Raw genomic sequence first — 12,700 nt, 5'->3', positions numbered from 1 at the left:
CCCACCAATTTTAAGTTTTGATAAGTCATTGTGCTTATCGTTAGACTGTTAAATACACGCGATATGCAAAAACCCCGGTTAAAGTTTTGGGATATCTGGAACATGAGTTTCGGATTCCTTGGTATTCAATTTGGTTTTGCCTTACAAGGCTCAACTATGTCCCGAATTTTTGAAACTCTGGGAGCAGAGAAAGATAATATTCCGCTTTTATGGATTGCGGCTCCTCTTGCCGGTCTTATTGTTCAACCTATCATAGGTTATTTAAGTGACAATACCTGGCATAAAAATTTGGGGAGAAGAAGACCATTCTTTTTACTCGGAGCAATTTTAAGTTCCATAGCCTTATTATTAATGCCTTATTCCTCGGCTGTCTGGATGGCCGCAGGACTATTACTGGTGCTTGACGCTTCCATAAATATCTCCATGGAACCCTTTCGTGCTTTGGTGGCCGATAAACTTCCGGAATCTCAAAGAAGTTATGGTTTTGTGATCCAGACCCTTATAATAGGAATTGGAACCTGGGTGGCCAGTAACCTACCCAAGTTTATGAACAATGTGCTGGATATTAGTAATGAAGCTGCGCCCGGCGTAGTTCCTCAATCGGTGAAAGTCGCTTTTATCGTGGGAGCTGTGGTATTTCTGGGATCTATTCTGGTAACCATTTTTACAACGAAAGAATATACTCCTAAAGAAATGGAGGAATTCGAAGGTGCAAGCGGAGTGGAGGAAGATAAAGGAATGCTAAAAACAATCCTTGGAACTTATGCTCTAATGCCTAAGATCATGAAGAAATTAGGTGTGGTTCAATTCTTTTCCTGGTTTGCTTTTTTCGCCATGTGGACCCTTGCTAATCCAGCCCTCACCAGTCATATATATAATGCTCCAAAACCGCAAATCGAAGAATTTGCTCAAATTGGGGAAGATGGAGACATTCTCTATGATGCAGACAGGGTGATCCTTTTTAAGGATGATCAGGCCAGACTGGATTATGAAACTCAGGATAAAAATTATAATGAAGCCAGTGATGATGTAGGTTCTAAAATGGGAATCTATGGATTGTCATCTATGGTATTTGCCATTTTACTAACTTTCTATACCTCAAGATTTGCCATCAACAGGAAATTGGTTCATATGGTAAGTTTGATTCTTGGTGGTTTAGGTTTCTTATTGATGTTATTCATACCCGGTGATCCGGATATGTTATATGTATGTTTTGCATTGATAGGATTTGCCTGGGGTAGTATCTTATCCATGCCATATGCCATGTTATCCAGTTCTGTAGATTCAGGAAAAATGGGGCTTATGATGGGAGTTTTTAACATGTTTATCGTGGTTCCGCAAATTATCGCTGCACTTGGTGGAGTGGTATTTTTACAGAAATTGATAGGTGAAGAATCTATCCACGCAATGACCATAGCCGGAATTTTCCTAATTCTGGCAGCATTTTCAAATTTATTAATTACAGATAGAAAAGCAATTAAGTATGAGCCAGCATAGGGCCGAACCTAATACAGCATTTATATTCGATCTCGATGGTGTGATCGTGGATACCGCAAAATTCCATTTTTTGGCATGGAGAAAACTCGCCAATGACCTTGGGTTCGATTTTACTGAAGAGCAAAATGAACAGTTGAAAGGGGTTAGCAGAGTAGAATCTTTAAAGAAGATCCTGCAATGGGGGAATATGGAATTGTCTGAAGATGAGTTCACCAGACAAATGGCCTTGAAAAACGAGAATTATCTTTCGTATGTGGAAGAGATGGATGATAGTGAGATCTTGCCGGGAGTACCCGAAATCCTTGACTATTTGATCAAAAACAATATCCCGTTTGCATTAGGATCTGCCAGTAAAAATGCGAGAACCATCTTAAAGAAAATTAATCTTTTTGAAAAGTTCGATGCTATAATTGATGGGACAGATGTTAGCAAGGCAAAACCAGATCCCGAAGTGTTTTTAATAGCAGCAGATAAGCTAAATGCCAGACCTGATAATTGTATCGTATTTGAAGATTCGGTAGCAGGAGTACAGGCGGCGAATAAAGGAAATATGACGAGTATAGGAATAGGAGACAAAACTGTTCTTGGCGAAGCCGATCATGTTTTTAAAGATTTCACAGAGATCGAGATAGAATTTATTGAAAAATTATTGAGAAAAGAGAAGTAATGAATCAGGATTATATAAAACCGGACGCATGGTCTGTAATTGAGGAAGAGTTTGATGCAGGAAGACAGAAATCTTCTGAAAGTCTTTTCAGTATAGGGAATGGCGCCATGGGGCAAAGAGCGAATTTTGAAGAACAATATTCGGGGCCAAGTTTTCAGGGGAGTTATATAGGCGGAGTCTATTACCCGGATAAAACAAAAGTTGGCTGGTGGAAGAACGGGTATCCGGAATATTTCGCAAAAGTATTAAATGCTCCAAACTGGATTGGGATCAATGTTTTTGTTAACGAGGAAGCCCTTGACCTGTACACCTGTACCAATGTGAAAAACTTCCGAAGGGAGTTGAATATGAAGGAAGGTTACCTTTCCAGAACATTCGAGGCTACCTTGCCAAATGGAATGGAAATAGAAGTGAAAGCTTTACGATTTCTTTCAATTGTTGATAATGAATTAGGGGCTATCCACTTTGAAGTTACTCCTTTGAACGGAGATGCAGAAGTGAGATTCGATCCTTACCTGGATGGAAGTATTACCAATACCGATGCCAACTGGGAAGAGCGTTTCTGGGAAACTCTGGATGTAAAAGCTGATGACCAAAGAGGATACATCGTATCTAAAACCTTAAAAACTGAATTTCATGTAGGTACCTTTATGGAATCTCAGGTTTTTATAAATGGTGAAAAATCTGCTCAAACTTCTGAAGCTAAGATCGATGAAGATCGTATTTCTTATTCTTATAGTCTGAAGGTTTCTAAAGGTGAAGCTGCTGCGATAAAGAAATATGCCGGTTATGTAAGTGACATGAATCACGACAAAACCAAACTCGTAGAAGCTGCTTCAAAAGTACTTGATACTGCCCTTGAAAAAGGTTTTGACGCCTTAAGACAAGAGCAAAAAGAAGCCTGGGCCTCTATTTGGGAAATGGCAGATATTACCATTTCTGGCGATGTAAAAGCTCAGCAGGGAATTAGGTTCAATATTTTCCAATTGAACCAGACTTATCTTGGTGAAGATGACCGCCTGAATATTGGGCCGAAAGGATTTACCGGTGAGAAATATGGTGGAAGTACTTATTGGGATACAGAAGCTTATTGTATTCCTTTTTACATGGCTACCAAAGATCAGAAAGTTGCCAGAAAACTGCTTACTTACAGATACAATCAGCTGGATAAAGCTAAAGAAAATGCTGAAAAGCTTGGATTTAGCAATGGTGCAGCCTTGTATCCAATGGTAACCATGAATGGTGAGGAAAGTCACAACGAGTGGGAGATCACTTTTGAGGAGATCCACCGTAACGGAGCTATGGTATTTGCAATCTACAATTATGTACGTTTTACCGGAGACTTCAGTTATATTCCTGAAAAAGGACTTGAGGTAATGATCGCGATTGCCAGATTCTGGCATCAGCGTGCAAACTTCAGCAAGAATGCTAATAAATACATGATCCTTGGTGTAACCGGACCTAATGAATATGAAAATAATATAAATAACAACTGGTATACCAATTACATAGCTAAATGGTGTATCGAGTATTGTCTTGAAATGATCGCCAAGGTAAAAGACGGTCATGCCGAAAATTATAACAGGGTAATGGGGCTAACTTCTCTTAATGAAGGTGAACTTGCCAAATGGAAAGAGGTAGCAGAGAATATGTATTTCCCGTATTCTGAAGAAGATGGAGTGTATCTTCAGCAGGATGGTTTCCTTGATAAAGAGCTCATACCTGTACAGGAGCTGGATAAAAAACATCGTCCTATCAATCAAAAATGGAGCTGGGACCGGATTCTTAGGTCTTGTTATATCAAGCAAGCCGATGTTTTGCAAGGCTTCTATTTCTTTGAAGATCACTTCAGCAAACAGGAACTTGAAAAACATTTTGACTTCTATGAGCCGCTAACGGTTCATGAATCATCGCTTTCGCCTTGCGTGCACAGTATTCAGGCCGCAGTATTAGGTCGAATGGAGCAGGCGTATGAGTTTTATGTAAGAACTTCCAGGCTTGATCTTGATGATTATAATAAAGAGGTGGAAGAAGGTTGTCATATCACCAGTATGGCGGGAACCTGGATGAGTATTGTAGAAGGATTTGGAGGAATGAGAGTAGTGAACGATCAGTTAAGTTTTAACCCGCAGATCCCGGAACAATGGAAAGCTTATTCTTTCAAAGTAAACTTCCGCGACAGGATTTTGAAAATTGATGTTACCAAAGACAGTACAGAATTTTCTCTGGAAGGAGAAGAGTCTCTGGAAATCCTGGTGAATGGTAAGCCACTTATGGTATCACCTAATTCGCCTGTTAAGGCTTAAATTTTCAAGGCTTCCTGTAATTGCAGGAAGCCTTTTTTATAAGAAATTATATGAAAAAATTATTCCTATTATTTTGTTTGTGTGCGGGCCTGAATGCCTCGTCACAAATTTCAAAAGTAGAGCCGCCAAACTGGTGGGTTGGATTTGAAAATTCTTCCCTGCAAATAATGATTCATGGAAAAAATATTGGCTCGGCGATTCCTCAATTAAATTATCCCGGTGTAACTATTAAAAAAGTGCACACGGCAGATAGTCCTAATTATCTTTTTATTGACCTCAGGATTTCTGATGCAGCGAAACCTGGTACCATGGATCTTAAATTTAATTATCCTGAAGGTTCTTCTGCCGTATATCCCTATGAATTAAAGAAGAGAACAAAACCTGGTAAAGATTATGTTGGGTTTGATAATTCTGATGCCATTTACCTAATTACTCCAGACAGGTTTGCCAATGGAGATAAATCCAATGATGTTGACACTTCCTTAAACGAAAAGAAAATAGACAGAGAAGATGATTATGGTCGCCATGGTGGTGACATCCGCGGAATGATAGATCATTTGGATTATATCGATAATATGGGATTCACCGCTATCTGGTCTTCTCCCTTATTGATAAATGACATGAAATCCTCTTCCTATCACGGGTATGCTATGACCGATTTTTACCGGGTAGATCCTCGTTTTGGAACCTTTGAAGAGTATAAAGAGCTGGTTGAAAAAGCAGAAGAACGAGGTATTAAGATCATCATGGATCAGGTTGCCAACCATATTGGACTTGAACACTGGTGGATGAAAGACCTTCCTTTTAAAGACTGGATCAACTATCAGGAAAGATTTGAGAAGAAACAGGATCTTATCTTTTCCAACCATAGACGCACGGTAAATCAGGACCTGTACGCTTCAGAAGCAGATAAGAAAGAATTGAGCAACGGCTGGTTTGTGGAAACAATGCCTGATCTTAATCAGAAGAATCCATTTATGGCAACTTATCTTATCCAGAATAGTATCTGGTGGGTGGAAGCCCTGGGACTTAGCGGAATAAGACAGGATACCTATCCTTATCCGGATATGGAATTCATGAGCGAATGGGCCGGAGCTATCATGAAAGAATATCCAAATTTCAATATTGTTGGTGAAGAGTGGAGTAGTAATCCACTTTTAATAAGATACTGGCAGGAAGGTGTGGATAATGGTTATGATTCTAATTTAAGATCTACGATGGATTTCGCCATGCAATCCAATATCGTTAGGGGACTTAATGAAGAGTCAGGATGGGAAACAGGTTTGCAAAGATTGTACGATGGTTTAGCAAATGATTTCGCTTATGCCTCGCCAAAAGATATTATGATATTTCCTGATAATCATGATATGAGCAGGATCTACACTCAGCTTAATGAAGATTTGCCTAATACCAAAATGGCACTTAGCTACATCCTTACATTGCCACGAATCGTTCAGCTCTATTATGGAACTGAAATTTTAATGGACGATTCAGCAAAACCCGGAGATCACGGGTTGATTAGAACTGAATTTCCGGGAGGCTGGGAAGACAGTGAAAGCAATGCTTTTACCGGCGAAGGTTTAAGAGCTGAGCAAAAGGAGATGCAGGATTTCCTTAAAACACTATTAAACTATAGAAAGAAAAGTAGTGCGATAATCGAAGGTTCTACTAAACATTTTACTCCGGTAAACGATGTTTATTTGATCTCCAGAGCTAAAGGAGAAGAAACCGTGGTTCTTATATTGAATAAAAATGAGAAGCCGGTAAAGCTTGATCTTAGTAGATTTAAAGAACTGGGACTGGAAGGCAAGGAGTTAAAGAATGTAAATACAGGCGAAAAAATCCAATGGAATATATCACTGGAATTACCCGCTCGTGGCCCATATTTTTTAACCACAAAAATGAATTAATCATCAAACTTTATAAATTTTAAACATGAAAAAAATAGTATTAATGCTATTGGCTTTAAGCTTTATAGTGGCCTGTAAGAATGACTCTCAGGAAAATAAGGGTACTGCCAATATTAATGAAAAAGAAAGTCTGGCTCCGGTTAGTAACGAAGTACTGGAATCGGCGGTTATATACGAGGCGAATATTCGCCAGTATTCTCCCGAAGGAACTTTTGATGCCTTCACCAAAGACATTCCTCAGTTAAAAGAGCTTGGAGTGAAGGTGATCTGGTTGATGCCTATGTATCCTATTTCTATGAAAAAGAGAAAAGCAACCGGCGATAAATCCATTGAGGATATCGAAGATCCAGAAGAGCGTAAGAAGTATCTGGGAAGTTACTACGCCATTTCAGATTATTCTGCAGTAAATCCTGAGCATGGTACCATGGAAGACTTTGATGAGCTGGTAAAAACTGCTCATGATAATGGCATGTATGTGATCCTTGACTGGGTAGCTAACCATACCGGATGGGATCATAAATGGATCACTGAAAATCCTGAATATTATACCAAAAACGAAAAAGGAGAGATCACAGATCCAATAAATGCAGATACCGGAGAATCATGGGGCTGGACAGATGTTGCCGACCTTAATTTTGATAACCCTGAGCTTAGAAAAGCGATGAAGCAGGAAATGTTGTTCTGGGTAAAAGAACACGATATTGACGGATACCGTGCAGATGCGGCACATTCGGTTCCAACAGATTTCTGGGAAGATATCTCCAAGGAGCTTAGAGCTGTTAAGCCGGTTTTTATGCTTGCTGAAGCAGAAAGTCCTAAAGATCTTTTCCATAATGCTTTTGAAATGGGATACAACTGGGAAGGTCATCACCTTCTTAACAGTATCGCTCAGGGAAAAGCGACTGCAGAAGAGTGGGATGCTTATATGACTAAGATCGATACTACTTTCCAGGATGATGATTATTTGATGAATTTCGTGACCAATCATGATGAGAATTCCTGGGCCGGAACGGTTAAGGAAAGAATGGGAGATGCTTCTGAAGCTATGCTGGCGCTTACATATACACTTCCGGGAATGCCGTTGATTTATAGCGGGCAGGAATACGATATGGATAAACGTCTAAAGTTCTTTGTAAAAGATACAATTCCGAAGGAAAAAGGAAAAGTATATCCGTTACTGGAAAAATTAGGCGCTTTGAAGCAGACTAATGTGGCTTTGCATGGAGGGAAAGAAGCAGCGGCTTATACCCACGTAAATACTTCCAATGAAGAAAAGATCCTTGCGTTTAAGAGAAACAAAGATGGGAAAGTTCTTTATTACCTTGCAAATATGAGCCCTGAAGAAATTACATTCAAGGTGGATATTGATGGTGAATTCACAGAATATATGAGCGGTTCTTCAATGAAATTATCTAAAGACCAGGAGTTAAAATTTAAAGCCTGGGAATATAAAATATTGACGAATTAATAGTCAAACTCATAATTATTTGTAAAAAGCCACTATTTAGTGGCTTTTTTTATTAGTTATCAACCGAAAACGTTTTAGTTTTTTCCGAAATTAGGTTATGGCTTTAAAACACATTAGTTTTGAGCATAATGGTTGAAAATATAAAAAACATCGCAGTTCTAACCTCCGGAGGAGATGCTCCGGGAATGAACGCTGCAATAAGAGCAGTAGTTCGTGCCTGTTCATTTTATAAGATACAGTGTACTGGTGTTTATAGAGGATATCAGGGGCTTATTGAAGCCGATTTTGAACCTCTGGATGCCCGTTCGGTTAGAAATATCATAAATCAAGGTGGGACTTTTCTTAAATCCACCCGCTCCAAAGAATTTAGAACCAAAGAAGGTCGTAAATTAGCATTTGATAACCTGAAAGCCAATAACATAGATGCTTTGATCGTAATTGGAGGGGACGGAACTTTTACCGGTGGACAATTGTTCAGTAAAGAGTTTGGTTTTCCTACGGTAGGTATTCCGGCAACGATTGATAACGATATCAATGGTACCGACTTTACTTTAGGTTATGATACCGCCTTAAATACGGTGGTAGAAGCAATCGACAAGATTAGAGATACAGCAAGTTCCCATAACAGATTATTTCTTGTAGAAGTAATGGGCCGTGATGCCGGAGATATCGCTTTAAATAGTGGAATTGGTGCAGGAGCTGAAGAAATTTTGATTCCCGAGGAAAATCTTGGAGTTGAAAAGCTTCTCGATTCTTTGAGAAAAAGTAAGAAATCCGGGAAAACTTCCAGCATTATAGTTGTGGCTGAAGGAGAAAAGAGTGGAAAAAACATTTTTGAACTGGCCTCCTTTATAGAAGAAAATATGGATGAATATGAAGTGAGAGTTTCTGTGCTTGGTCATATTCAAAGAGGCGGATCCCCAAGTTGTTTTGACAGGGTTCTTGCCAGTAAACTGGGTGTTGGAGCGGTAGAAGCTTTAATGGCTGGGAAAACAGAAATCATGATTGGAATACATCACCAGAAGGTTGTGAATATCGAGCTGTTAAAAGCTATAAAAGGTGATGCGAAAGTAGATAAAGAATTACGAAGGGTGGCAGACATCACTTCGGTATAATTAAAAACCAAAGAAAATGAGTACTAAAATTGGAATTAACGGATTTGGGCGTATTGGAAGAATTGCCTTCAGAATTGCCGCTCAAAATGATAATGTAGAGGTTGTTGCTATTAACGATCTTCTTGATGTAGATCACTTAGCATATTTGTTGAAGTATGATTCAGTTCATGGAAAATATAAAGGTTCTGTTGAAGTAAAAGACGGAAGTCTTATCGTCGACGGAAAAGAAATAAGAGTAACTTCAGAAAAAAATCCTGCCGACCTTAAATGGGGAGATGTAGGCGTTGAAGTTGTATTGGAATGTACAGGTATCTTTACAGATCTTGATAACGCAGATGCTCACCTTAAAGCTGGTGCCAGAAAGGTTGTACTTTCAGCTCCATCTAAAACTGCTCCAATGTTCGTTATGGGCGTAAACCATAAGGATGTGAAAGCAGATCAAAACATTGTATCTAACGCTTCCTGTACTACTAACTGTCTTGCGCCTCTTGCAAAAGTGATCGATGATGAGTTTGGTCTTGTTGAAGGATTGATGACTACAGTTCATGCAACAACTTCAACTCAGTTCACAGTAGATTCTCCATCTAGAAAGAACTTTAGATTGGGAAGAAGTGCTATGGCGAACATCATTCCAAGTTCAACTGGTGCTGCGGTTGCGGTAACTAAAGTAATTCCTTCTCTTAAAGGAAAACTAACCGGGATGGCTTTTAGAGTTCCAACTACAGATGTTTCTGTTGTGGATCTTACAGTAAGAACTGAAAAGTCTACCAGTTATGATGAGATCAAAGCTGCTTTCAAAAAAGCTGCAGATGGAGCTTACAAAGGAGTGATTTCTTATACTGAAGATGAAGTTGTAAGTCAGGATTACGTTTCAGACCCACATACTTGTAATTTTGATGCCGGTGCAGGGATCGAATTAAACGATAAATTCTTCAAGTTGATCGCATGGTACGATAACGAATATGGTTATTCTTCCAAGCTTGTTGATCTTGCTGCACACGTAGCTACACTATAATATTATTTGAATAGGAGAAAGCAGTCTGGTAGCTTAAATGCCGGACTGCCGTTCTCTATTTTTCAATTCAATCATCTCTCAACATGATATTAATTGCTGATGGAGGGTCCACGAAATGTGACTGGATACTTCTAAATAATGAAGGCGAGCAGGTTTTTAAAACCAGAAGTAAAGGTCTTAATCCTGCCGTGTTTAAAGAAGCTGTCCTGGAAGAAAGGCTTGCTGAGAATCCCGAACTTGGAGAAGTTAAGGATTCTATTGAAAAAGTTCATTTCTATGGAGCCGGATGTGGTACGCCAACCCCAAGAGAGTTATTAAAAAGTATCATTGCGAATTACTTCACGAATGCAGATGAGGTTTTGGTAATGGAAGATACAGTTGCCGCTGTTTATGCAGCAACTACAGAGCCTGGAATTGTTTGTATTTTGGGAACAGGATCAAATAGCTGTTATTTTGACGGTGAAAATATCACTCAGGCAGTAGATTCTTTAGGCTACATCTTAATGGATGAAGCCAGTGGAAATTATTTTGGTAAAAGGCTTATAAGAGATTACTATTATAAGCGTATGCCTCCAGAGATTGCTGAAAAGTTTAAAAAGAAGTTTGATCTTAATTCAGATACCATTAAAATGAACCTTTACAGAAAGGAAAATCCTAATACATATCTGGCTCATTTTGCTGAATTTATATTCACCAATGAGCGAAATGGGTATTTCTATAAACTCCTTCATGAAGGTTTGACAGAATTTGTACATTCAAGAGTACTAAGTTACCCGCAGGTAAACTCAGTGCCGGTACATTTTATTGGTTCAATAGCTTTCTTTAGTGAAGACATTATTAAAGCTGTATTACAGCCTTATGGAATTCAGCTGGGAAATATCGTGAGAAGACCTATAGATGCATTGATAGAACATTATAGAAAGAATGTGCTTAAAGTTTCTTAAGCGCTATTCATAGTTTGAATTGACCCTGCCTTTGGCGGGGTTTTTTTATGACTAATTTTTTACTTTCCGGCGGCAGGTAATATAAATCGGGAAACATTTTCCTTTTTTATTCTTAAAATAAAATTTATTTTAATGGGGAAAGAAATGTAAATTTCTGATTCTTAATAAGTCCCTACCTTATCAAACTATGATTGAATATGCTGATAAAAGTATACGGCAGTGCTGTATTTGGGGTAGAGGCCACCACTATTACCGTTGAGGTAAATGTAACTTCCGGGATTGGTTATCATCTGGTAGGATTGCCAGATAATGCAGTAAAAGAATCCAGTTACCGCATCACTGCAGCCCTGCAGAATAATGGCTATAAGTTTCCCGGTAAGAAAATAATCATCAATATGGCTCCGGCCGATTTACGCAAAGAAGGATCTGCTTACGATCTTACTTTTGCTATGGGAATTCTTGCAGCTTCAGAACAGATAAAAGCCGAAGAAATATCTCAGTATCTCATAATGGGTGAGCTTTCACTGGATGGAAGCCTCCAGCCCATTAAAGGAGCTTTGCCTATTGCGATTCAGGCTAAAAAAGAAGGTTATAAAGGTTTTATTCTGCCGGAACAGAATGCCCGGGAGGCGGCCATCGTCTCTGGTCTGGAAGTGTACGGGGTGAATTCCATCACTCAGGTAATTGACTTTTTTGATAAAAACCAACCATTAACCAGAACTGAAATAAATACCCGAGAGACTTTTTATAATAATCTGGATCATTTCGAATACGATTTTGCCGATGTTAAAGGTCAGGAATCTATTAAGAGATGTATGGAAATCGCAGCTGCCGGAGGTCACAATATTATTTTAATAGGACCTCCGGGAGCTGGAAAAACCATGCTTGCCAAAAGATTGCCAAGCATCTTGCCACCAATGACCCTCCAGGAAGCCTTGGAGACCACAAAGATCCACAGTGTTGCCGGACGTATTAAGGACAATGTGGGGTTGCTGGCACAAAGACCATTCAGGAGTCCGCACCACACAATTTCAGACGTTGCCCTTGTTGGGGGAGGGGCATACCCGCAACCGGGAGAAATTTCCCTTTCTCACAATGGGGTTTTGTTTCTGGACGAACTGCCTGAATTTAAAAGAGGCGTGCTTGAGGTAATGCGGCAACCTTTGGAGGACCGGGAGGTTACTATATCGCGGGCAAAATTTACGGTTACATATCCCTCAAGTTTTATGTTGGTAGCCAGTATGAATCCCAGTCCGGGTGGATATTTTAACGATCCCGATGCGCCGGTATCTTCATCGGCTTACGAAATGCAACGATATATGAGTAAGATTAGCGGTCCCTTGCTGGACCGCATAGATATCCATATTGAAGTGACTCCTGTTCCTTTTGAAAAACTAAGCGATGATAGAAAAGGGGAAGGAAGCATAGAGATTCGAAAACGTGTCACCGCTGCCCGGGAAATTCAGTCTGTCAGGTTCGAAGCTTCAGAAACTATACATTATAATGCGCAAATGGGCCCAAAACAGATCAGAGAACATTGTAATCTGGATACTGAATCTAAAGCCTTACTTAAAACTGCTATGGAAAAATTAAATCTTTCAGCAAGAGCTTATGACCGGATTCTAAAGGTTTCCCGTACTATTGCCGATCTGGAAGAAAGTCCAAACATCCTGGGAAGACACCTTACAGAAGCAATTCAATATCGCAGTTTGGATAGAGAAGGTTGGCTGGGTTGAAGATCTTCAGTTTTAATTAACTAAACCCTTCCGTCTTTTTTA

Annotated in this window: 9 protein-coding genes; all 9 read left to right on the top strand. The window is 39.4% G+C overall.

Annotated features, from left to right (window positions below):
• Window positions 1-63: 63 nt before the first annotated feature.
• Window positions 64-1,497 (top strand): MFS transporter, encoded by a 1,434-nt coding sequence (locus ACNKXV_RS01075; RefSeq protein WP_417905852.1) that lies wholly within the window; start codon window positions 64-66, stop codon window positions 1,495-1,497.
• Complete coding sequence (gene pgmB / locus ACNKXV_RS01070) at window positions 1,484-2,164, top strand: beta-phosphoglucomutase (RefSeq protein ID WP_417905851.1); 681 nt, start codon at window positions 1,484-1,486, stop codon at window positions 2,162-2,164. Before ACNKXV_RS01075 ends, pgmB begins: the two co-directional genes overlap by 14 nt.
• Window positions 2,164-4,470: a glycoside hydrolase family 65 protein gene (locus ACNKXV_RS01065; protein ID WP_417905850.1), complete on the top strand. Its 2,307-nt coding sequence runs from the start codon at window positions 2,164-2,166 to the stop codon at window positions 4,468-4,470. Before pgmB ends, ACNKXV_RS01065 begins: the two co-directional genes overlap by 1 nt.
• A gap of 50 nt (window positions 4,471-4,520) precedes the next feature.
• Window positions 4,521-6,380 carry a glycoside hydrolase family 13 protein gene (locus ACNKXV_RS01060; protein WP_417905849.1) on the top strand — a complete coding sequence of 620 codons (1,860 nt, stop codon included), beginning with the start codon at window positions 4,521-4,523 and terminating at the stop codon, window positions 6,378-6,380.
• 25 nt (window positions 6,381-6,405) lie between these two features.
• Window positions 6,406-7,848, top strand: coding sequence for an alpha-amylase family glycosyl hydrolase (locus ACNKXV_RS01055; protein ID WP_417905848.1), 1,443 nt, complete (start codon window positions 6,406-6,408; stop codon window positions 7,846-7,848).
• Between the two features lie 128 nt (window positions 7,849-7,976).
• Window positions 7,977-8,963 carry a 6-phosphofructokinase gene (gene pfkA, locus ACNKXV_RS01050; protein ID WP_417906333.1) on the top strand — a complete coding sequence of 329 codons (987 nt, stop codon included), beginning with the start codon at window positions 7,977-7,979 and terminating at the stop codon, window positions 8,961-8,963.
• Window positions 8,964-8,979: 16 nt separating this feature from the next.
• The gene (gene gap, locus ACNKXV_RS01045; protein WP_417905847.1) at window positions 8,980-9,978 is read left to right on the top strand and encodes a type I glyceraldehyde-3-phosphate dehydrogenase; all 999 of its coding nucleotides are present in this window, start codon (window positions 8,980-8,982) and stop codon (window positions 9,976-9,978) included.
• Between the two features lie 83 nt (window positions 9,979-10,061).
• Window positions 10,062-10,922 carry a BadF/BadG/BcrA/BcrD ATPase family protein gene (locus tag ACNKXV_RS01040; protein ID WP_417905846.1) on the top strand — a complete coding sequence of 287 codons (861 nt, stop codon included), beginning with the start codon at window positions 10,062-10,064 and terminating at the stop codon, window positions 10,920-10,922.
• A gap of 197 nt (window positions 10,923-11,119) precedes the next feature.
• Window positions 11,120-12,658: a YifB family Mg chelatase-like AAA ATPase gene (locus tag ACNKXV_RS01035; RefSeq protein ID WP_417905845.1), complete on the top strand. Its 1,539-nt coding sequence runs from the start codon at window positions 11,120-11,122 to the stop codon at window positions 12,656-12,658.
• Window positions 12,659-12,700 lie beyond the last annotated feature (42 nt).

The organism is Christiangramia aquimixticola (genome assembly GCF_048285835.1).
GTDB lineage: Bacteria > Bacteroidota > Bacteroidia > Flavobacteriales > Flavobacteriaceae > Christiangramia > Christiangramia aquimixticola.
Note: the sequence above shows the minus strand (reverse complement) of the source record. Positions and strands in the feature narration are given on the sequence as shown.